The following is a 21,502-nucleotide window of genomic DNA, read 5'->3' as shown; positions in this document are numbered from 1 at the left end:
AAACATCCTAGATAAACCGGCTTATAACTGTCAAGAATCTCGTATAACGAAAAAGGCCCGTACTAGACGGGCCTTTGACAGAACGCAGAGGGTTACTTGCTGATTACACCGTCGAAAGACACCTTGCCTGCACCTTCAATCAGTACCGCAACCGTGCCGCCCAGCAACGCCAGGGCAAACTCGTAACCGTTGTTGGCCATAAACAGACCGTTACTGATATGCACGGTGAAAATCGCCACCAGCAAGGTGAACGTCAGACCCAGAGCTGCAGGGCGAGCCAGCAAACCGATAATCAGGGCAAGACCGCCAAAGAACTCGGTGCCACCCGACAACAGGGCCATCAGCACGCCGGGTGCAAGGCCAATACTTTCCATCCATTGGGCTGTGCCCGCCAATCCGTTACCACCGAACCATCCAAAGAGCTTTTGCGAGCCGTGAGCGGCAAAAATGATGCCTACGAAAATACGCAGAACAGTCAGGCCATAACCGGCGTGAGTGCCTAGAACGGTTTGGGTCAGTTTGCTCATGTTGAAATCCTTTAAGTGATCAGTTGGGAATGGCCGCCATATTAATCAGCTTTTAAAATAGTAAAAGTCGAATAAACCCTAAATAACAATCGAATAATTCGATTATTTGCGGAGGGCAAACTTATCCCCTGCAGGCTCCAGCGAGCCGCGCTCACGGTCGAAAGCCAAGTAGTATTTATTCACACTGTTAACATAGCTGACAGCGCCCATTCCCACCTGCTCCATGGCAATCCGTTCCACCTGAAAGAACCATTGATTGGGATTAAGCCCACGTCGCCGGGCCTCCGCACGCATCCCTTGAACCCTCTCCGGGCCCATGTTGTAGGCCGCCAGCATAAAAGCCATGCGCTCTCGCTCATTGAGTTTTGGGCTGGAAAAAAACTTGCGACGGATCAATGACAGGTACCTGACCGCGGCCAGCACATTGTTATCGACATTTTGAATGTTGCTGACCCCCACCCGCCGGGCCGCCGAAGGGGTGATTTGCAGCAACCCGGTCGCCCCGCCACCGCCCCTCGCATTGGGATTCAGCGTGGACTCCTTGAACGCCAGCGCGGCCAGGTTCAGCCAGTCCATGCCCTGCTGCCGGGCGTGCTTCTGCAACACCGGCCTCAATTTTTCAAGTTTTTGGCGATCGGCCCGGGCCAACGGGTAATGCACCCGATACAACCGGCGATAAACCCGTTCAAACGCTACATCCTGATCGGCCGGGACCTTATAGAGGGTCAGAAACCGGTCAATGCTGGCACGCAACATGGAGGCATCACGCCGCACATACCAGCGCATGGCCGCCGGTTCACTGATCAGCACTTTGCGTTCGAAGCGCAATTTTGGCATCAGCCTGGCCCAACGCTCGGCAATGGGCTTTTCAACGATGGTCAGGCGAAAAATGCCGGCCTGCACCATCTCCAGCACGTCTTCGACGGCCAGGGTCGGATCCACCCATTCGATCGTGACCGGGGGTAATTTGCGCAAGGCCAGTTTTTGATTGAGCTGATTAATGGCGGCACCCGCGACACTGCCGGTGGTCAATGCGACGGTGCGACCCGAGAGCTGTTCAAAGCGTGTAAAGCGCTTTCCGCCCTTGCCTCCCACCAGCAACAAAGGCACCTGGTGGATGATCGGGGCGCTGGCGCTGATGCCGCGACTGGCTTTGGCGTCGATCAACTCGCCAGGAGCAACCAGATCGCCTTCTCCACGCGCCAGGGCACCCAGCAACTGATCCTTGGCCTTGGGAATGATTTTCAGGGTGATTTCCTGGCCGTCCCGGGCCTGAACATTGAGGTAGCGCTCAAAGGCGCGCAAACGGTGATATTCAACGCCGATATCCTGACCCTTCACCTCACCCGAACTGTTGCGGCTCTGGTTGACCAGAACACGCAGCACCTGGCTGCTGCGAATTTGCGCCAGATCGCGGACCTGACTCGGCTGACCCACCTGCAAGGGGCCGGCCACACGAGCCAATACCGGCAATGGCATCAGCATCAGGCACAGCACAATCAATAGCGTCGGTCTCGTCATCCGTTCTCCGGAAGGAATACAGTCCAGCACCGTGGCGGATTACCCGACCACCGGTGCCCTTTTTCAGGGCTAATCACGCTGGAAACAGTGTACGAACGCGTTGCAACAGCCAGGAACACGCTGGGCATTACGCGGTCGCGGCATTCAAAGACAACCATAACTGCCTGTAGTTCTTGGTTTTTCTTATAAATCTACAGCTCTGATATGCTTTCCGGCCTGTGGCCTGAGGTAGCACCATGCAACTCATCGATATCGGCGTCAACCTGACCAACCCTAGCTTCGACAACAAGCACCAAGCGGTTTTAGACCGTGCTTACGCAGCCGGGGTCAGCCAATTGGTGCTCACGGGCACCAGCGTGGACGGCAGCGAACAGGCCTTGGAGCTGTGCCGCGCGCTGGATGAAAGCGCTCAGCAACTGTTCTCCACCGCCGGGATTCACCCCCACTCTGCCAGTGACTGGAACGGCGACAGCGCCCAGCGTTTGCTGGCCCTGCTGAAAGAGCCGACGGTGCGTGCCGTGGGTGAATGCGGGCTGGACTTCAACCGCGACTTCTCGCCCCGCCCTCAACAGGAAAAAGTTCTGGAAGCCCATCTGGCGATGGCGGTGGACTTGCAGCTGCCGGTGTTTTTACATGAGCGCGATGCCAGCCAGCGACTGCTTGAGATCCTGCGTGACTACCGCGACCGCCTGCCGGCTGCTGTGGTGCACTGCTTCACCGGCGAAAAGCAGGCATTGTTCAGCTACCTCGATCAGGACCTGCACATCGGCATCACCGGCTGGATTTGTGATGAACGTCGCGGCACCCACTTGCACCCGCTGGTGCGCGACATTCCCCGCGGCCGCTTGATGCTGGAAAGCGACGCACCTTATCTACTGCCGCGCACCCTGCGGCCGAAACCGAAAAATGGCCGAAACGAGCCGGCCTACCTGACCGAAGTACTGCGCGAAGTCGCCGTGCATCGGGGTGAAAGCGAGCAAGACCTGGCAGAGCACACCACCGCCTGCGCCCGAGCATTTTTTGGCCTGCCACGGATCTGACGTCGCAGCGGCCGAGCAGAGCGAGGCCGCGTCCGGCATCGACATCCTGTAGCCGCTGCCGAAGGCTGCAACGGGTTGCGCAACAACCCTGAAAGCCTGCCTACAGAACCTGTCTCGGGTTGACCCACATCAACCCAGCCTGCCCTCGATGACGGCACAATGATGGCACCTTGCCAATATTGTTTGCGCGACCTCAGAGAAGACCTTCCATGGGTGCCTGGCTTAGCAACATCTCGCTTAAATACAAATTCTGGGCCGTCAACGCGGTGGCCTTTGTCACCACGCTGTTGCTGGTGCTGTACGCCGTGCAGCTTGAGCAACAATCGCGCAGCGCTGCCGCTCAGGCTGGTGCCCAGGCTCAGGCGCAATTACTCCAGGTCTGGCCTGCCGGGCAACCGCTGCCCCAAACCCTCCCGGTTCAGCTTGAGGCCCCCAGCCTGGCCCAGGTGTTTATCGAGCGCCTGCCCAACTATGCCGTTGCGGTACTGGTGCTGATGCTCGCCATGCTTGGCGCCTCGCAGTTGCTGATCCGCTTCTTGCTCAGCCAGCTCAACACCCTCAAGGACGTGATGCTGCATGTGGAACAAAGTGGCGATTTGTCTGCCCGCGTACCGCTGGCCGGTACAGACGAAGTCGGGCAGATGGCCAGTGCTTTCAATGCCATGCAGGCCGGTTACCAGCGCGTTGTGAACACGGTGGCCGACACCGCCGCGCAGCTGGACACCGGGGCCGCGCGACTGGCCCACAGCATGGATGAAGTGCGTCACGGCATGCTCGGTCAGCAGAGCGAAACCGACCAGGCCGCCACTGCGATCAACGAAATGTCGGCCACGGTCTACCACATTGCCCAGCACGCCAGCGCTACCCGTGATCTTTCACAAACCGCCGACAACCTGGCCGGCAGCGGGCAGCAAGTGGTCAGCCGGGTGCAAGACTCCATTTCCAGCCTCTCCAATGGCGTGCAAACCACGGCCCAGATGATCCAGCAGCTCGCGCAGGAGAGCCAGAAGATCAATGGCGTGGTCAGTGTGATTCACAGCATTGCCGAGCAAACCAACCTGCTGGCGTTGAATGCCGCCATCGAGGCCGCCCGGGCGGGCGAGCTGGGACGTGGCTTCGCGGTGGTGGCCGATGAAGTGCGGCATTTGGCCAAGCGGGTCCAGACCTCTACAGACCAAATCACCTCGATGGTGTCAGTGTTGCAGACCGGCACCCGGGATGCGGTGGACTTCATGCAGGAAAGCTCATCCAAGGCGGACGACTGCGTGAAACTGGCGCAAGAAGCCGGCATGGCCCTGGCCGAGATCACCCATGCCGTGGCGCAAATGCGTGAAAACAATACGCAAATTGCCGTGGCTGCCGAGCAGCAAAGCCAAGTGGCGGAAGAGATGAACCGCGCCGTGGTCAGCATCCGTGACGTCACCGAAAATACCGTCCAGCAAACGGTTGACTCCGCCACCACCAGCTATCAACTGGCGACCCTGGCCGGGGAATTGAACCGGGCCATAGGCCAGTTGAAATTGTAGATCGTGGCATTGATAGAGAACGCCCTATCAGGTTTATAGCCAGAGTTGATTCGCCCCCTGAACGCCCCGGACTTATGCTTTGTCTATCCGGTTCAGACAGCCCTGAACCCAGACAAAACAAGGAGTGCACTCATGGGCAAACGTCACCCCAACCTGCCTGCATGGCAATGGCGCTCGAACCCGCAGAGCCATCAAACCCCTGCGCACCAGGCACTGAACATGATCGCAGTGCCAATGATCGTTGTGGCCTTTCTGCTGCTGGTATCAGGGATATTCAGCAGCAATGCGCCAAGCGCCATCATCGGCCTGGTCGCATTGGTTGCAGCATTGGGCTTGCAGCATCAGGGCCGCCGGCTCGATGCCCGGCCAGAGCGCAGCAAAACCTTTTAATCAACCAAAAACGGTCACGGTCTGGCGACTGATAGCAATCAGCTCGCCTCCGGGGCCCCAGAGGTTGGCCGCCACATGGCCGTAGCCGTCACGCGCATGTTCGATGACCGCCAGGTATTTGCACCACTCCCGCGTGCTGACCGCCGGCAACGGCTGCACGAACTCGATGGTCCAGGTCAGCGTACTGCCGGCTACCGGTTTGCTCAGCAGCGGCAACAAGGCCGGTGGCCAGGCATCCACCAGCGCCAGCAGATGCGTCTCGGTCAGGGCCTCGTCTTTGACCTCCCCGGCAAGGCGCACCCAGCCGCCCATTTCCCGCGTGCCCTTGCCAGTAAACGGCAAGGCACCCACCGCCCACCCCATCGACAGATGACGCATGAACTCCGGCGTGATGCCTTTGATGTAGGGCAATAACGGGCATTCGTCGACGGTTTTCATCTCTGGCGCAGGCAACGCTTCGACACTCACCACTGACTCACTCGATGCGCCAAAACTGCCCTGGACCAGGGTCACGACCTGACCGTTTTGTACGGCCCGCCCCAACACCTGACTGACCGCCTTGCCTTCACGCAGCACGTCGACCTCAAAGCGGATCGGAACGCCCGGCTCGGCAGGGCCGACAAAGGTCACGGCCAGCGATCGCAAGGCTCGCTCGCTGGACACGCGCGCCCGCATGGCCTCGTACTGCAAGGCCGCCATCAGCCCGCCGAAACTGGCGCGCCCCTGTCCCCAGTCCTCACCGATCGTCACGTCCAGCGGGTTATTGCGCACCGCTTCAACCAACTCTGAAAACTGCATGAGCACCTCGATACAGGAAAATACCCGAGGGATGGTACCCACACAGTCGGGACTGCGCAGCGCCCATATCGGCCAAATCCTAGGAGTGGAAGCAAGCCGCACTCAATTTGATCAGCGCCTTGTCAGCCTGTTTTTCCCCGCTGACAAGGGCTGCGCGCCATTGCTCAACGCAAGGTTGCAGGTCGGGCTGCTGCTCGGCCTGAAGCAACCACTGCCACGCATCGTGCCACTGTCCCAAGGCTTTTTGAGCCGTTTTGAGTCGGGTCACCACCTGTTCAGGCAAGTGATCCAGCTCGGGATAGGCTTCGCCCGCATAACGCACCCGCTTGATCAGCAGGCGGACGCGATGCCGATCATGCCCCGGATCGTTGAGGGTTTTTTCGAGGGTCAGCCACTGTTTATCCAGCACCGCTTCAATGCGCTGACGCAGACCGCGCAGCATGTCTTCACGCTGTGCGGCACGGAGAAAGCGCGGAAAGACATCGAGGATCAGCAGCAATTGCTCAAGCTGCACGCTCTCGGCAATGGCCGCATACACGCCGGACAGTTGCTCCCGGCGCCGCTCGGCCAGTTGCCTATGCCCGTGCTGCTGCAAGTAGGCCGCCATGACCTCCAGGTCTCGCCAGGGCGTGGTCAGGGTGCCGACCTGCGAGGCGGCCATTTCCAGTTGCACCACGCCCGGCAAACCGCGCAAGGGACGCAACAGGCTGCGTAACCGGCGAACCGTGGTGCGCAAGTCATGCAGGGCCTCTGGGTCCGTATTGGCCTGCAAGCGCGCCTGGCAGGCCAGCAACCTGACCTCCAGACGCAAAATGTTCGCCACAATCCGGTCAACCAACACTGACATCCTTATCCTCCCCTCGTCACCGCAATGGCTTAACGCCCTGCACGGGACTCACGAATATAGAAACGCGCCTTCTCGGCTTTTTTGCTGCACCCTTCAAATGCTTCGAACTGCTGCTGGGTTTTGGCCCCGGTCAGCAAAGACAACGCTTTCGAGTAACTGATGGTGCCGGCAAAGCCTTCTGCCTTGGCCAGATCAAGCTCATGCCACGCCGCATCCAATTGCGAGGCGCAACTGTCGCGATAAGCTGTTTTACCCGCACAACCGGCCAGCACGACGGCCATCAACGGCACAAAAATCCAGGCTTTCATGGTGTATTCCTCAAAGAAAAAACAGTTCAGTGCAAGATAAGACGGGTAACACGTGCAAAAGTGCCCTTCGCCCTGATTAGCCTAGCTGGCGAACACAGGGTTTGAACCCGGCAGGCGCTAGACTACACAAAAAGGCATGATGGACACCGGTAAGGCGAAGGATCGACTCATGAAAAAACGTATTGCACTGGTATTGGGCTCAGGTGGGGCGCGGGGTTACGCGCACATTGGCGTGATCGAAGAGCTCGAAAGTCGTGGCTATGACATCGCCTGCATTGCCGGTTGCTCGATGGGGGCCGTGGTCGGAGGCATCTATGCCGCCGGTAAACTCGACCTGTACCGTGACTGGATTCAAAGCCTGGACTACCTCGACGTGTTGCGTCTGGTAGACGTGAGCTTTCGCCTGGGTGCCATTCGCGGTGAAAAGGTGTTCGGGCAGATCCGCAATATCGTGGGTGAGATCAACATTGAAGACCTGCGCATTCCCTACACCGCGGTGGCCACCGACCTGACCCACCAACAGGAAATCTGGTTTCAGGAAGGTTGCCTGCACCAGGCCATGCGGGCCTCGGCAGCGATTCCAAGCCTGTTCACCCCCGTGATGCAAGGCAACCGCATGCTGGTGGACGGCGGCTTGCTCAATCCCTTGCCCATCGTGCCGGTGGTGTCCAGTCATTGCGACCTGATCGTGGCCGTCAATCTCAACTCGACCACCCAGAACCACTACCAGTTACCCGTGTTGCAACGTCCTGCCGCCTTCAAAAGCCGCTTTGATCAAGTGATCAACTCGCTGGGGTCGCACATCCCGTTCCGCAACAAACACGCCGAGCAGTTACTCAATCTCGAACAGGAAATGCTCAGCCCACTGCTCGAAGAAGTACCCGTGAATCCTTGGCTCGAATCAGCATCGCCCAAAGCCCAGCAACCAACTGGCGCCCCCACCCGCGAAGGCGCACCGAAATCCGCCACGGGTTCATTCATCGTCGATAACGTCGGGCCGGCTTCGTTGCTGGACCTGATCAACCAGAGCTTCGAGGTGATGCAAACCTCATTGGCGCAGTACAAGATTGCCGGCTATCCACCGGATATCCTGATCAACGTGCCCAAGCGTGTGTGCCGTTTCTTCGAGTTCTACAAGGCCCCGGAGCTGATCGCTCTGGGCCGTCTGATTGCCAAGGACACCCTCGACCGCTACGAAAGCGAAGAGCACTAAGCTTCCAGCAATCGATACCCCACACCGGCCTCGGTGGCAATAAAACGCGGATGGGTCGGATCATCCGCCAGCTTTTGTCGTAAATGGCCAATCACAATGCGCAGGTAATGGCTGTTTTCGACGTGAGTCGGGCCCCAAATATCCTTGAGCAGTTGCTGCTGGGTGATGACCCGCCCCGGATGCCGTGCCAGTTGCGCCAGCACCGCGTATTCCTTGCGGGTCAACGCCACTTCAACGTCCTCAAGCAGGACGCGCCGATAGGCCAGGTCGACCGTTAGCGGGCCAACCTGAACAGCCGTCTCCCGGGCTTCCCCCTGGGGCGCCTGGCGCAGCAAGGCTCGAATGCGCGCCAGAAATTCCTGAATCCCGAAAGGCTTGGTAACGTAGTCATTGGCGCCGCTGTCCAGCGCTTGAACCTTTTGTGCTTCGCTGGCGCGCACCGAAAGCACCAGCACCGGTACGTTTGACCATTCGCGAAATTCGCGCAGCACCTGCTGGCCGTCCATGTCCGGCAACCCCAGGTCCAGCACCAGGACATCGGGTTGCTGCAACGCAGCCATGCTCAGGCCTTCGGCCCCCGTGGCGGCCTCCAGCACGGTATACCCCTGGGAAACCAGGCTGATGCGCAAGAACTTGCGAATCTGCGGTTCATCATCGATGACCAAAATAGTCGCGCACAGGCTCATGGCATTTCATCGCGAGAAAAGAATGGCCGTAGAGTATCAGCCTTCATGTTCTGACTCTTCACGGTAAGGCTCGGGCTGCTCACGTAGTGGCAAATGAAACGTGATGCAGGTGCCTTGACCGGCAATCCCTTCGCCCACGCTGATTCGCCCGCCATGGGCGCCCACCATGCCCTGGCAAATCGCCAGGCCCAGACCAGTGCCATGGCCCCCGCGATCCCCTCGGGCTGCGGTGTAGAACATGTCAAAAATCTTGCTGCGCTCTTGCTCGGGAATCCCCGGCCCCTGATCGCTCACGGCAAACCATAGCTCGCCCGCTGCGGTACCGGCGCTCAATTGCAATTGCCCGTGGGGCGGCGAAAAGCGCGCCGCATTCTCCAGTACATTGACCAGCGCCTGCTCGATCAGCGCCGCATGCACATGCAGCAACGGTAATTGCGCGGGGACATCGACCTGCACCTGAAGCGGCGCCAGCACCGCTCGCAAGCGATTCAGGGCGCTGCCTGCAATGTCGGCCGGCGACACCCAGTCGCGTGCCAGCTTCAGCGCGCCGTGGCCCAGACGTGTCATGTCCAGCAAGTTCTGGATATAGCGATCCAGACGCTCGGCTTCGTCGCGGGTGCCTTCGAGCAATTCACGGCGGTCCTCCAGCGGAACGGCCTCACCCAAGGCCAGCAGGGTGTCGATACTGCCGCGCATGCTGGTCAGAGGCGTACGTAAATCATGGGACACCGAGGCCAGCAAGGCACTGCGCAACTGCTCGGTTTCGCCATGCAAGCGCGCGGCTTCAAGGTCCTGGGCCAGACGGGCGCGGGCCAGGGCCTGCGCCAGCGGTTGACTGAGCGCCATCAGCAAGCGCCGACGCTGGCCGCTCAACGTCTGCCCTTCCCGGGCGCGCACGCCGAGCAGGCCCAGCGGCCCGCCGTCCACGCTCAAGGGCCACCACCACCAGCGACCTGCGGGCAACGTTCCGGTACCCATCCCTGCCGACTGATCGTGTGCCCAGGCCCAGTCCGCTGCAGCCCGCTCGGTTTCGCTGAACTGGAGGGGGCCACCGGTTTCGGTACTCCAGTTACCGCTGCTGTCGCGATTGAGCAAACACACGCTGAGCTCTTTCCAGGCACTCAAATGCTGACTGGCAGCGTTGATCACCGCCTGACGATCAGTGGCCGCCGTGAGTTTGCGCGACAGGTCGAGCAGCTCGGTGGTTTCCTGTTGCGTCTCTCGCAATGCCTGCAACTGCCGGCGCTGTCGAGCAGCAAGCTTTCCGGTCAAGGCCGCCATCAGCAGGAAGAACAGCAGTGTCAGCACATCTTCTTCACGCTGGATGCTGAACGAGAAGTTGGGCGGGATAAACAGAAAGTCGTAGGCCAGAAATGACAATGCCGCACAGGCCAGCGACGGTCCGGGACTGCTGCGCACGGCCACCAGCAATACGGCGGCCAGAAACACCAACGAAATATTGGGCAAGGCCAGCACACTGGAGACGCCCCAGGCCAATGCACTGGCCAGGACCGTGGCGAGCAGCGCCAACCCATAGTCAAACCACACCCATGACCGCTCGCCACGACCCGGTTTGACCTCGGGTGTCGGCTCCTGATCGAGTACGTTGATTTCCAGGCCATGGGCATCTCGCAGCAATCGTACGGCCAGCCCGCCACCGAATAGCCGGCGCCGCCACCCGGGACGCGACTGCCCGACCAACAGCAAACTGGCGCGTCGTTCCGCCGCGTGCTGAATCAGGGTTTTCGCCACTTCCCCGGCGCGCAGCAGCACCACCTCGCCGCCCAGGCGTTCAGCCAATTGTTGAGCACTTTGCAAGCGCAGACGCGATTGCTCGTCACGTACGGTGCCGTTGTCGACGTGCACCAGACTCCAGGGCAAATGCCGTCGCTCTGCGACCCGGCTGGCGTGGCGTACCAGGCGCTCGGCATGTATGTCGCCATCCACGCCCACCAGCAGCCGGCCGCGCAATGCAGGCGCTGCCTGACCGAGCTGGCGATAGCCTTTGTCCAGTTCATCGTCGACATACACCGCAGCCGTCTGCATCGCCAGTTCGCGCAGGGCGTTGAGGTTGGTCTGGGTAAAGAACGCATCGATCGCCGCCCGTGCCTGCTCTGGCACGTAGACCTTGCCTTCGCGCAAGCGCTCCAGCAATTCGCGCGGAGGCAGGTCGATCAACAGCAATTCGTAGGCTTCCTGCACGATCCAGTCCGGCAGGGTTTCACGCACTTGCACCCCGGTGATGCCGCGCACCTGATCGTTGAGGCTTTCCAGGTGCTGGACGTTGACCGTGGTGTAAACATCGATCCCGGCGGCCAATAACTCCTGCACATCCTGCCAGCGCTTGGCATGTCGACTGCCGGGCGCGTTGCTGTGGGCCAGTTCGTCCACCAACACCAGTCCGGGACAGGCTTGCAGCAGACCATCGAGGTCCATTTCCTCGAGTTGCACCCCGCGATACTCAGAGCGCAGCAAGGGCTGTTGTGCCAGACCGTTGAGCAGCGCCTGAGTCTCGGCACGGCCGTGGGTTTCGACCACTCCCACCAGCACCGCCAGCCCTTGCCGAACCTGGGTGTGAGCGGCCTGAAGCATGGCGTAGGTTTTGCCTACGCCGGGGGCCGCACCCAGGAACACCTTAAGCCGTCCACGTCCTGCCCGTGGCAAATCAGCTAGCAGCGCATCGGCGCGACCGGAATCTGTCATGTCGTTACCTATTCACGTGGATAAAACTTGCCGTTCGCAATCCGTTGCAGCGGTCAAGCAAAGCGCGGCCGCTGCACTGTTTCATTTTTCCAGCTGCGCCAGAGCCTGGTTGAGCAGTAATACGTTCACCACCGGCGGGCCCACCAGCGGCTGCTCGATGTGACGTTGCAGCAACTGCTCCAGCGCTTGCAGCGGCAGACCTCGGGCCGTCGCCACACGGGCTAGTTGATAGCGTATTGCCTCTGGTGGCAAGTGCGGGTCCAGTCCGCTGCCGGAAGTGGTCAGCATCGCCAGCGGTACCGGCCCTTGGCCCGGCACCGCCCATTCGGCGGCGCTGTCCTTGATCCGCGTCGCCAGGGCCGGGTTGCTCGGGGCCAGGTTGCTGGCGGCACTGGAAACAGTGGCGAAGGCGCCTGCCGACGGGCGTGGGTGGAACCATGCCTCTCCGGTAAAAGACTGGGCTATCAGCGCGGAACCGTTGACCGTCCCGCCGGCATCGCGCACCAGACTGCCATTGGCCTGTTCCGGGAACGCCAATTGCGCAATGGCGGTAACGCTCAGTGGATAAATCACACCCGTGATCGCGGTCATCAACAGCATCAGGCACAGGGCCGGACGAAACAAAGTAGCCATGATGTTTACCTCCAGAGGTTTAAACCAGGTGCAGCGCCGTGAGCAGCATGTCGATCAACTTGATGCCTGCAAAGGGCACCACCAGCCCACCCACGCCATAGATCAGCAGGTTGCGCCGCAGCAACTGCGCCGCGCTCGCCGCCTGGACCCGTACCCCGCGCAGCGCCAGCGGGATCAGCACCACGATGATCAGGGCGTTGAACACAATGGCCGACAGGATTGCGCTTTGCGGGCTGCTCAAGTGCATCACGTTGAGTACACCCAATTGCGGATAGATCGAGGCGAACAAGGCGGGCAGGATCGCAAAATATTTGGCCACATCATTGGCAATCGAAAACGTGGTCAACGCGCCCCGGGTGACCAGCAGTTCCTTGCCGATTTGCACCACATCCAGCAGCTTGGTCGGGTCACTGTCGAGATCAACCATGTTGGCCGCTTCGCGCGCCGCCTGGGTACCATCGTTCATCGCCATGCCGACATCCGCCTGAGCCAGTGCCGGCGCGTCATTGGCGCCGTCGCCACACATGGCAACCAAACGGCCATCGTTCTGTTCGTGCCGAATGCGCGCCAGTTTTTTCTCGGGCGTGGCTTCGGCCAGCACGTCATCGACTCCGGCTTCGGCGGCGATGGCAGCGGCGGTCAACGGGTTGTCACCCGTCACCATCACGGTACGGATTCCCAGCTTGCGCAACTCGGCAAAGCGTTCGCGAATACCGGGCTTGACCACGTCCTTGAGGTGAATCGCGCCCAACAGGCGGCCCTGGACACACACCAGCAAGGGGGTGCCGCCACTTTGGGCAATGCTGTCGATTTCCCGCGATAACGCCGGAAGGACTTCGCTGCGTTGCAGACCGATAAAGGCCAGCACTGAATCCACGGCCCCTTTGCGGTAGGTCCGTCCCTGATAATCAATACCTGACAAGCGTGTTTCAGCGGTAAACGGCACCGCGTCAAATTCCGCGGCGGCCGGCTCCGACCAATGCCCCTGGGCGCGGATAAACTCGACAATCGACTTGCCTTCGGCCGTCTCATCCGCCAGCGAAGCCCGCAGCGCACCTTCAGCCAACTCAGAGGCGGTGACCCCGGGAGCGGCATACAGCGCGGTGCAGCGCCGGTTGCCGAAAGTGATGGTGCCGGTCTTGTCCAGCAACAGCACATGCACATCGCCAGCGGCCTCGACGGCACGCCCGGACTTGGCGATGACGTTCAAGCGCACCAGACGGTCCATGCCGGCAATCCCGATCGCCGACAACAACCCGCCGATGGTGGTTGGAATCAGCGTCACCAGCAGCGCCACCAAAAACACCAGCGGCAGGCTGCCGCCGGCAAAGTAAGCGAAGGGCTGCAAGGTCACGACCACGATCAGGAAGATCAGGGTCAAGCCGATCAGCAGGATATCCAGCGCCACTTCGTTGGGGGTTTTCTGGCGTTTGGCGCCTTCAACCAGCGCAATCATGCGGTCCAGCGTCGACTCGCCAGGGTTGCTGCTGATTTGCACCAACAACCAGTCCGACACCAGCCGTGTATTGCCGGTCACCGCCGAGCGGTCGCCGCCCGATTCGCGAATCACTGGCGCCGACTCGCCCGTAATCGCGGCTTCGTTCACGGCGGCAATCCCTTCGATCACCTCACCATCCCCGGGGATCATCTCCCCCGCCTCGACGCGCACCACATCACCTTTGCGCAGACGCGTTGCGGGGACCACCTCAAAGCTGCCCCCGGCGGTTCGCCGCCGCGCACTCAAGCCCACGCTGCCAGCCTTGAGGCTGTCGGCCCGGGCTTTGCCCCGGCCCTCGGCCAAGGCTTCGGCAAAGTTGGCAAACAACACGGTGAACCACAGCCACAAGGCGATTTGCAGCGCGACGCCTGTGGGGACTTCAGGCGCTGGCATCACGCACAGGACAGTAGTGAACACAGCCGTCAGTTCAACCACCAGCATCACCGGCGATCGCTTGAGCTGACGCGGGTCAAGCTTGACGAACGCACTCAGTAACGCTGGGCGCCAGAGGTCGGCAAATGCGGTTTTCGGTGACTCATGGAGTTTGGACTCAGGCGCCGGAGTCACACTTGAAACAGGTGCAGGCATTGTCATCATCGTCTCCTCAGAAACCCGGGGTCAGGTGTTCAGCGATTGGCCCCAAGGCCAGGGTCGGCAAAAAGGTCAGGCCGCCTACCAGCAATAAGGTCATGGTCAACAGGGCAACGAACAGCGGCCCGTGGGTCGGGAAACTGTCTTGACCGCTGGGCGCCGATTTTTTCAGCGCCAGGCTGCCCGCGAGCGCCAGGACCGGCAAGATGTAGCCGAAACGGCCGATCAACATGCCCAGGCCCAGCATCAGGTTGTAAAACGGTGTGTTGGCATTCAGGCCAGCGAATGCCGATCCGTTGTTGGCTCCGGCCGAGGTGAAGGCATACAGCAACTGGCTGAAACCATGGCTGCCAGGATTGCTTACTGAAGCCACGGCACTCGGCACACTGGCGGCAATTGAGCTCAGTACCAATACCCCCACCGGCATCACCAGCAAGGTCACCACCAATAACCGGACCTCCGGGGCTTGCAGTTTTTTACCCAGGTATTCGGGGGTTCGACCGATCATCAGGCCCGCGAGGAACACCGCGATCAGGACGTTGAGCAGCATTCCGTAAAGCCCGGCTCCGACACCGCCGAAGATCACCTCGCCGACCATCATATTGACCAGCGCCACCATGCCGGTCAGCGGATTGAGGCTGTCGTGCATGCCATTCACCGAGCCGTTGGAAGCCGCGGTAGTGGTTTCGGTCCACAGTACTGTGCCAGTGGTACCAAAGCGCACTTCCTTGCCTTCCAGGGGTGCCGAATGTTCAACCAGCGAACTGCTCAGCGCCGGATTGGGTTGATGTTCGGCATACAACGCGCAGGCACCGCCGATTGAAAACAGCAGCAGCATGCAGGCGATGATCGCCCTGCTCTGCCGCAGATCCTTGACGTAATGGCCGAAGGTAAACACCAGCGCCGCCGGGATCATGATGATCGACGCCATCTCGAACAGGTTGCTCCAGGCCGTGGGGTTCTCGAACGGATGCGCTGAGTTCACCCCGAAAAAGCCCCCGCCGTTGGTGCCCAATTGCTTGATGGCAATCTGGCTGGCCGCCGGGCCAAGCGGGATCACCTGCTCTGCGCCTTGCAGAGTGACGGCCTGTACGTAGTGAACAAAGGTTTGTGGCACGCCCTGCCACACCAGCAACAGCGCCAGAACCAGGCACAAGGGCAGCAGGCCATAGAGGGTGGCACGGGTCATGTCGACCCAGAAATTGCCCAGCGTGAGGGCCGAACGCCGGCTGATACCACGGCACAGTGCAACCAGCACTGCCAGGCCCGTGGCGGCGCTGACAAAGTTCTGCACGGTCAAGCCGGCCATTTGGCTGAAATAGCTAAGGCTTGCTTCGCCGCTGTAGCTTTGCCAGTTGGTGTTGGTGACAAAACTCACGGCCGTGTTGAATGCTTGCGTCCACTCCTGACCCGGCAACTGCTGAGGGTTGAGCGGCAGGTACTGCTGAAACAACAGGATCGAGAACAACAGCACAAAGCCCGCCAGATTAAAGGCCAACAGGGCCAGGGCGTACTTCTGCCAGCTTTGCTCGGTGTTCGGGTCGACCCCGGCCACCCGGTAACAGACTTTTTCGACCGGGCCCAGTAACGGCGTCAGCCAGGTGCGCCGGCCCTCCATGACGTTGTAGTAAAAACGCCCCAGCCACGGAGCCGGCAGCAGCACCAACACCAGGAAAGCCAGGATCAAGCCATAATCATAACTGTGCATAGCGGCTCCTAGTTCCGATCTGCGCGCAACAGCGCAACCAGCAGATAAATGAACAGCCCTATGGCCAACAGCAGCGACACCCCATCCAGAACGCCCATGCAAACTCTCCGCAAAACGGCAATTGCCGCGTGTGGGGAGAGTGTGCGCAACACAGGCGTAAAGGATCGAGATCGAGACAGAGGCAGGGGCGTAAAGAAGCTGTAAACAATGCGCCAGCGGGCGCGAGCGTGCTCACGTTCAGAACGACGCGGGCACGCTGTGAGGCGTCAGCGCAACAGCGGGCTGTCCAGGACGTCCGAAGAGCCGCCCAGTACGCTCTCACTGAGCTGGATAAAGGTCGGGGTGTCGACCTTGTCGAGTCGCATCAGCGCCTGGCTGACATCGTCCAGCGAGCGCTTGTTGTGGGTCTGCAGGCGAATTTCGCGATCGAGGGCCTGAAGCAATGTGACAGCCCGCGCCACCATGGCCTGGCTGGCATGCGGGCCACGCAAACGGGTGACGCCTTTGCCGGCGGCACTGAGCTTGTGCTGAAGGGTTTGATAGCGCTCGTCGCTCATGCCGCCGGCACGGCGCATGAGTTCGATGGCGTAGTATTCGCTGATCCCTTCTGTGATCCAGTCGTCACCGGGGGCTTCATTGATGCCGCTGAACACCTGCACCAGTTCACGCAACAACGGGCTGGTACCGGACTCGCTCACCAGCGGCAAGGCACTGTGAACATAGATCGAGTTGCGCGTGGCGACGCTGCCTTTCCACATGGGATTCCCCGCCCCCACGATCAGCAGTTTTGCCGGGTTACGCGGGAACACCGCTTGCACCTGCGGCCAGACGAAGGTCAGCAGTGTCAGCACATCCATGCGCCGCATCCCCTCCCCCTGCGGCGCGGACACGGTGACGTCAGTTTCACCCAGTGTCGTTCGGCGGCTGCCCAGATTCCCCGCAAGCACCCAGCCGGTGGGCCGATCAAACAGGCGCGCGGCATCATCGATCCGGAAGCGGTTTTTTCCGATACGTGGCCAGGCTGTTTCAACGCTTTTCCAGCCGGTCGGCAGCTCAAATGCAAGGCGCGCCACCAACTCGGTGCCGTCCTGCTGATCGAGGCTGGCCGCAGGCACCAGGTTCTCACCGCGCAGCAAGGCCCAGTGAGGGGTGATCAGCGTTTCAGGGCCGTTTTTTTTACGCGGCGGGTTCAAGTGCACGCGATAACTCAGGTGGGCCTTGCCCGGTGCCGGGTGCCAAAGGCCCCGGCTGTGGGTCGGGTCGGGGGTGAGTTGCCACGTGCCATCGGCCTTGAAATCGCTGTAACTGCCCGGCACGCCCAGATCGAAATCCAGGCTGCGCACGGCCGAGCCTTCGGCCAGGGTCAAGCGCACCTCAGCCTGGTTGCTTTGCGGCAACAGTCGAACGTGGTAGTCCAGATCAACTTTTTTGGCGGCCCAAAGCGGGCTGCAGAGCATCAATAGCAGCAGACCCGCGCCCATCTCCTTGGGCAATATGTAACGCAGCGGCATACGCACTCCTTGGAAACCGCTTCGGCCTTTAGCCGGCGCGGAAAATCAGATGATCTTCCCAGTCTTCTTCCGGCACGCTGCCTTCGGCGAGCATACGGCCTGACTGTGAGATGCGCTCATGGTGCACAGCGTCCGGATCACCGCAGACCAGGTGATGCCACAACGGCAAATCCTTGCGCTCGCTGACCAGGCGGTAGCCACAGGTCGGTGGCAACCACTTGAACGATTCGGCCTTGCCCGGCGAGAGCTGAATGCAGTCAGGCACTGAGTCCCGACGATTCGGATAATCGGTGCACTGGCAGGTTTTGAGGTCGAGCAATTTGCAGGCAATGCGCGTGTAGTAGACGCTGTTATCGTCTTCATCCTCGAGCTTTTGCAAGCAGCACAGCCCGCAGCCGTCGCACAGCGACTCCCATTCCTCTTGATCGAGTTGATCGAGGGTTTTGCGGATCCAGAACGGTTCAACTTTTGCGGCCATGGCTCAAACGTCAACATCAGGGAGTGGAAAAGGCCGCCAGTCTAGTACCCCGGGCCCTGTGGGCCAAGCGCTTGTGACTGACGGTGCAACAAGACTTGTCACGTTGGGGGCTTAACAGTAGTTTGACAGCCGGAATGGACCGTTAAATTCAAATTCAGGAAACTCGAATGTCTGCGAATCCCCGCATTGCCGATCACACGATTCATGAGCAATTCACCCAGCGCTGGTCGCCTCGCGCCTTCACCGACGCTACCATCGACAAGCCGACACTGATGAGCTTTTTCGAAGCCGCTCGCTGGGCCCCATCGGCTTACAACTCGCAGCCGTGGCGCTTCCTGTTCGCCCTGCGTGGCACACCCGACTTTGACCGTTACCTGAGCCTGCTGGTGCCGTTCAACCAGGGCTGGGCCCAGCATGCTGCGGCACTGGTGGTGATTGTCTCGAAAACCACCTACGCCTCGCCGGGCACGACCGAGCAAAAACCGTCCCCCACCAACGCTTTCGACACAGGCGCAGCCTGGGGCCATCTGGCACTGCAAGCGCAACTGAGCGGCTGGCACACGCATGGCATGAGCGGCCTGGATTACGAACGCGCCCACCAAGAACTGAAAATCCCCGAGGGTTATGCGGTTCAAGCCATGGTTGCCATCGGCAAGCTGGGTGACAAGGCAAGCCTGGTGGATTACCTGCAAGCCAAAGAAGTCCCAAGCCAGCGCGAGCCATTGAGCAAGCTGGTGGCTGAAGGTGATTTCAGCCTGTAACCCACATGCCCTGCAGCCGCTGCCGCAGGCTTCGACCGGCGGCAGCGCCGTCGTGAATTCACTGGTTGCAGGCGTTCAGATGAACCGCGTGCTCTGGCTCTGCGATCGCTTCGCAATCGGACGTAGCCTTCGGCAACTGCTACACAAGTAGCGCTCGGCACAAGCCCTTTAATCGGCGGCAGCGCCGCCGTGAGTTCGCTGGTTGCGGTGCGTGACGCGACGGTTAATACCCGCGTTCGAAGTCCACTTCGCCGCGCATGGCCTGTTCGGTCTGGTAGGCCCGCAGGTTGTCGACAAACAGTTGCACCATCATGGGCGGGGATGTCGGAGCAGAACTGTGGCCGGTCAACAACAATCCCCAGGCCGTCCAGAACGGGTGTTTGGAAGGCAACGGTTCCTGACGGCAAACGTCAATGATCGCGGCCGCAAGATGCCCCTGGCGCAAGGCTTCGACCAGATCGGCATCCACCACCGCCACACCACGGCCGACGTTGATAAACACACCTTCGGGCTTGAACTGCGCAAACAGCGGCGCATCGTATATATCGTGGGTGTCCGCGGTGTTGGGCAGCAGGTTGATGACGTAATCCATCTGCCCGACCAGACGCGGCAAATCGCTCAAGGTCGCCACTTCTTTAAACGGTGCCTGTTCGCGCGCCGTATTGGCAATGGCATACAACTCGACGCCAAACGGCTGCAGAAACTGCGCCACGGTCTGACCGATATCCCCGGCACCGACGATCAGCACCTTACGCCCGACCAGGCTCTGGCCTTTGCGCTCGTCCCACTTGCGCTCGACCTGGCTGACCAGCCGCGCCATGACTTCACGCTCGTGGCCGAGCATGTAGGTCAGCACATATTCAGCCATCACCTGGCCAAAGATCCCCACGGCACGGGTCAATCGATACGTGCGCGGCAAACCCTGCGCCAATAACGGTGTAATACCCGCCCAGGTGGATTGCAGCCACTGCGGCTTGTGCCCCTGGCGCAGCAGGGTGGCCAACAAGTCGGGCTGCCCCAGCCACACAGGGCATTCGGCAGCCATGCGCGACAGTTGCTCGGAGTCGCCGCTGGACTGTATCTCCAGATCGGGCGCTGCTTGTTGCAGGAGTCGGGTGTACAGCGAGTAGTCGTGCTCGGCAATCAGGACGCGCATGCTTGTAGCCTTTTTAAACACTGCCAGCGTCCGCCGCCGAGGTTCACCTCGTTGCGTTCGGCCACCGTCAAATCAAATGAGTCGGTTCAGACAGGTGCCCGGAACCGGGCACCTGGCGTTGCGTTTACATCGGGTCGTTGCGGCGCAACAGCTCTTCGGGCAAGTGCTCGATGTATTCGTCTTCGGCTGGCGGCATTTGCAAGTGATAGCCCTGGGCCTCCAGGTTGTCCAGCACCTGGGTAATGTCTTCACGGGACAGCTTGCGCTCTGGCGAAAGCACCAGGTCAAACGCATGCACCGGCTTGCCAAACGCCAGCATCAGGGTTTCCGGAACGCGCTCCAGGGCATCGGCCTTGAGCACGTACAGGTACATGCCATCTCGCTTGGTACTGCGGTAGATCGAACAAATGCGTTTCAAGACGGTTCTCCAGCGGTGGCCAGGCAATCGAGCAAGGCCTGGCCCATCAGCTCACGGCGCCAACCGCGCAATGATTCCGGTAATTGGTAAGGGCCATTGGGGAAGCCACTTTTAAGCAGGGCTTCCAGGGTTTTCTTGCGCAGCATCAGCTCGGGAGCGATGCTCAATCGTTCAGCCTGTGCCTGCCCGATGGCACGCAGGCGCTTGATCAATAGCGTGGCCTCGACCGGTAGCGGCTCAGGCACGGCTGGCGGCCATTGCTCTGGAGGCAGGCTACCGGCACGCTTGATCAGATCAAGCAGAAACTCGCCGTCCTGACGCACGGTACGCGGGTGCATGTCTTCAATGCGCGCCAGCGAAACCAGATTGTCCGGCTGAGTCTTGGCCAACAACCAAAGCGCCTGCTCACGTATGACGCGGTTGCGCGGCAAGTCGCGTGCCCGGGCTTCCTGCTCGCGCCAGGCGCAGATTTCACGCAGGACAGCAAGTTGGTCCCGGGAGAGTTTCCAGGCCAGCTTGGCTTCGCGATACACCTCGAAGGGGTCCACTTCACGGCGAAGATTGGCCACCAGTTCGGCACCATCCTCCAATACCCAGCCGTATTTTTCATCCGACAGGCGCGGACGCAGCAACACATAGACTTCGGCCAGATGCAGCGCATCTTCGGCCGCGTAGCTGATCTGGGTTTCTGACAGAGGGCGTTGCAGCCAGTCGGAGCGGGTCTCGCCCTTGGGCAGGTCGATATCCAGCACCTCTTTCACCAGGCGCGAGTAGCCCATGGAGAAGCCGAGGTTCAGGTAGGCCGCGGCCAACTGGGTATCGAACAATGGCGCCGGCAGGCTGCCGGTCAGGCGCAGCAAAACCTCGAGGTCTTCGCTGCACGCATGCAGCACCTTGACCACCGCCGGGTTTTCCAGCAGCGCCGCAAGCGGCTGCCAGTTATCGATTGTCAACGGGTCAATCAGGTAGGCTCGCGTCCCATCGCCAATCTGAATCAGACCGGCAATCGGATAAAAGGTGTCGACCCGCATAAACTCGGTGTCGAGAGCTACGAACGGCAAATGTTGCCATTCAAGGCAATGTTGGCTGAGGCTATCGTTGTCGCGAATCCAGTGAATATCGATGGCCACACGGCTCTCCCTTGAAGAATGGCGCGCAGTATATATCGCCGTCAGGGATTTCCGAGCAT

Annotated in this window: 21 protein-coding genes; 5 read left to right on the top strand and 16 right to left on the bottom strand. The window is 60.5% G+C overall.

The window, feature by feature from the left end; all coding sequences use genetic code 11:
- Nucleotides 1-92 precede the first annotated feature (92 nt).
- Entirely contained in the window at nt 93-527 is a 435-nt protein-coding gene (locus tag DQN55_RS07035) for a DoxX family protein (RefSeq protein ID WP_048382402.1), read from the bottom strand.
- A gap of 102 nt (nt 528-629) precedes the next feature.
- On the bottom strand, nt 630-2,048 hold the full coding sequence (locus tag DQN55_RS07030) for an MltF family protein (protein ID WP_048382401.1): 1,419 nt from the start codon (nt 2,046-2,048) through the stop codon (nt 630-632).
- A gap of 236 nt (nt 2,049-2,284) precedes the next feature.
- Between DQN55_RS07030 and DQN55_RS07025 the strand changes: the two genes are divergently transcribed.
- The 3 genes from DQN55_RS07025 to DQN55_RS07015 all read left to right on the top strand — a co-directional run bounded on the left by DQN55_RS07025 (nt 2,285) and on the right by DQN55_RS07015 (nt 5,004).
- Nucleotides 2,285-3,088: a TatD family hydrolase gene (locus DQN55_RS07025; RefSeq protein ID WP_048382400.1), complete on the top strand. Its 804-nt coding sequence runs from the start codon at nt 2,285-2,287 to the stop codon at nt 3,086-3,088.
- A 209-nt stretch (nt 3,089-3,297) separates the two neighbouring features.
- The gene (locus tag DQN55_RS07020; protein ID WP_048382399.1) at nt 3,298-4,614 is read left to right on the top strand and encodes a methyl-accepting chemotaxis protein; all 1,317 of its coding nucleotides are present in this window, start codon (nt 3,298-3,300) and stop codon (nt 4,612-4,614) included.
- Nucleotides 4,615-4,746: 132 nt separating this feature from the next.
- Nucleotides 4,747-5,004 (top strand): hypothetical protein, encoded by a 258-nt coding sequence (locus tag DQN55_RS07015; protein WP_053070934.1) that lies wholly within the window; start codon nt 4,747-4,749, stop codon nt 5,002-5,004.
- Here DQN55_RS07015 and DQN55_RS07010 read toward each other — a convergent pair whose 3' ends face one another.
- From DQN55_RS07010 to DQN55_RS07000, 3 genes are all read right to left on the bottom strand, one after another.
- A complete protein-coding gene (locus DQN55_RS07010; RefSeq protein WP_048382398.1) occupies nt 5,005-5,802 on the bottom strand; it encodes an acyl-CoA thioesterase in 798 nt (265 codons plus the stop codon). It lies immediately after the preceding gene.
- 79 nt (nt 5,803-5,881) lie between these two features.
- Nucleotides 5,882-6,649, bottom strand: coding sequence for a CHAD domain-containing protein (locus tag DQN55_RS07005; protein ID WP_048382397.1), 768 nt, complete (start codon nt 6,647-6,649; stop codon nt 5,882-5,884).
- Between the two features lie 29 nt (nt 6,650-6,678).
- Nucleotides 6,679-6,957 (bottom strand): hypothetical protein, encoded by a 279-nt coding sequence (locus DQN55_RS07000; RefSeq protein WP_048382396.1) that lies wholly within the window; start codon nt 6,955-6,957, stop codon nt 6,679-6,681.
- A 169-nt stretch (nt 6,958-7,126) separates the two neighbouring features.
- Between DQN55_RS07000 and DQN55_RS06995 the strand changes: the two genes are divergently transcribed.
- Nucleotides 7,127-8,170, top strand: coding sequence for a patatin-like phospholipase family protein (locus tag DQN55_RS06995; RefSeq protein ID WP_048382395.1), 1,044 nt, complete (start codon nt 7,127-7,129; stop codon nt 8,168-8,170).
- On the opposite strand, the gene DQN55_RS06990 is transcribed toward DQN55_RS06995, so the two are convergent.
- From DQN55_RS06990 to DQN55_RS06955, 8 genes are all read right to left on the bottom strand, one after another.
- On the bottom strand, nt 8,167-8,856 hold the full coding sequence (locus DQN55_RS06990; RefSeq protein WP_048382394.1) for a response regulator: 690 nt from the start codon (nt 8,854-8,856) through the stop codon (nt 8,167-8,169). The genes DQN55_RS06995 and DQN55_RS06990 overlap by 4 nt on opposite strands.
- Before the next feature lie 36 nt (nt 8,857-8,892).
- Nucleotides 8,893-11,559 carry a sensor histidine kinase gene (locus tag DQN55_RS06985; RefSeq protein ID WP_048382393.1) on the bottom strand — a complete coding sequence of 889 codons (2,667 nt, stop codon included), beginning with the start codon at nt 11,557-11,559 and terminating at the stop codon, nt 8,893-8,895.
- 81 nt (nt 11,560-11,640) lie between these two features.
- Entirely contained in the window at nt 11,641-12,192 is a 552-nt protein-coding gene (gene kdpC, locus DQN55_RS06980) for a potassium-transporting ATPase subunit KdpC (RefSeq protein ID WP_048382392.1), read from the bottom strand.
- Between the two features lie 19 nt (nt 12,193-12,211).
- Complete coding sequence (kdpB, locus tag DQN55_RS06975; protein WP_048382391.1) at nt 12,212-14,284, bottom strand: potassium-transporting ATPase subunit KdpB; 2,073 nt, start codon at nt 14,282-14,284, stop codon at nt 12,212-12,214.
- A gap of 10 nt (nt 14,285-14,294) precedes the next feature.
- Nucleotides 14,295-15,989, bottom strand: a complete 1,695-nt coding sequence (kdpA, locus tag DQN55_RS06970) for a potassium-transporting ATPase subunit KdpA (protein ID WP_048382390.1) — start codon at nt 15,987-15,989, stop codon at nt 14,295-14,297.
- Between the two features lie 8 nt (nt 15,990-15,997).
- Nucleotides 15,998-16,087, bottom strand: coding sequence for a K(+)-transporting ATPase subunit F (gene kdpF / locus DQN55_RS06965; protein ID WP_048382389.1), 90 nt, complete (start codon nt 16,085-16,087; stop codon nt 15,998-16,000).
- Between the two features lie 168 nt (nt 16,088-16,255).
- The gene (locus DQN55_RS06960) at nt 16,256-17,500 is read right to left on the bottom strand and encodes a hypothetical protein (RefSeq protein ID WP_048382388.1); all 1,245 of its coding nucleotides are present in this window, start codon (nt 17,498-17,500) and stop codon (nt 16,256-16,258) included.
- 28 nt (nt 17,501-17,528) lie between these two features.
- A complete protein-coding gene (locus DQN55_RS06955) occupies nt 17,529-17,978 on the bottom strand; it encodes a YcgN family cysteine cluster protein (RefSeq protein ID WP_048382387.1) in 450 nt (149 codons plus the stop codon).
- Between the two features lie 167 nt (nt 17,979-18,145).
- Here DQN55_RS06955 and DQN55_RS06950 point away from each other — a divergent pair, with 167 nt between their 5' ends.
- On the top strand, nt 18,146-18,739 hold the full coding sequence (locus DQN55_RS06950) for a nitroreductase family protein (protein ID WP_048382386.1): 594 nt from the start codon (nt 18,146-18,148) through the stop codon (nt 18,737-18,739).
- Between the two features lie 223 nt (nt 18,740-18,962).
- On the opposite strand, the gene DQN55_RS06945 is transcribed toward DQN55_RS06950, so the two are convergent.
- The 3 genes from DQN55_RS06945 to rnd all read right to left on the bottom strand — a co-directional run bounded on the left by DQN55_RS06945 (nt 18,963) and on the right by rnd (nt 21,443).
- Complete coding sequence (locus DQN55_RS06945; protein ID WP_048382385.1) at nt 18,963-19,895, bottom strand: D-2-hydroxyacid dehydrogenase; 933 nt, start codon at nt 19,893-19,895, stop codon at nt 18,963-18,965.
- A 124-nt stretch (nt 19,896-20,019) separates the two neighbouring features.
- Complete coding sequence (locus DQN55_RS06940) at nt 20,020-20,313, bottom strand: YcgL domain-containing protein (RefSeq protein ID WP_048382384.1); 294 nt, start codon at nt 20,311-20,313, stop codon at nt 20,020-20,022.
- Complete coding sequence (gene rnd / locus DQN55_RS06935) at nt 20,310-21,443, bottom strand: ribonuclease D (protein ID WP_048382383.1); 1,134 nt, start codon at nt 21,441-21,443, stop codon at nt 20,310-20,312. Before rnd ends, DQN55_RS06940 begins: the two co-directional genes overlap by 4 nt.
- Nucleotides 21,444-21,502 lie beyond the last annotated feature (59 nt).

This window comes from Pseudomonas taetrolens (genome assembly GCF_900475285.1).
In the GTDB taxonomy this organism is placed as follows: Bacteria; Pseudomonadota; Gammaproteobacteria; order Pseudomonadales; family Pseudomonadaceae; genus Aquipseudomonas; species Aquipseudomonas taetrolens.
This window is presented reverse-complemented; position numbering and strand designations above follow the sequence as displayed.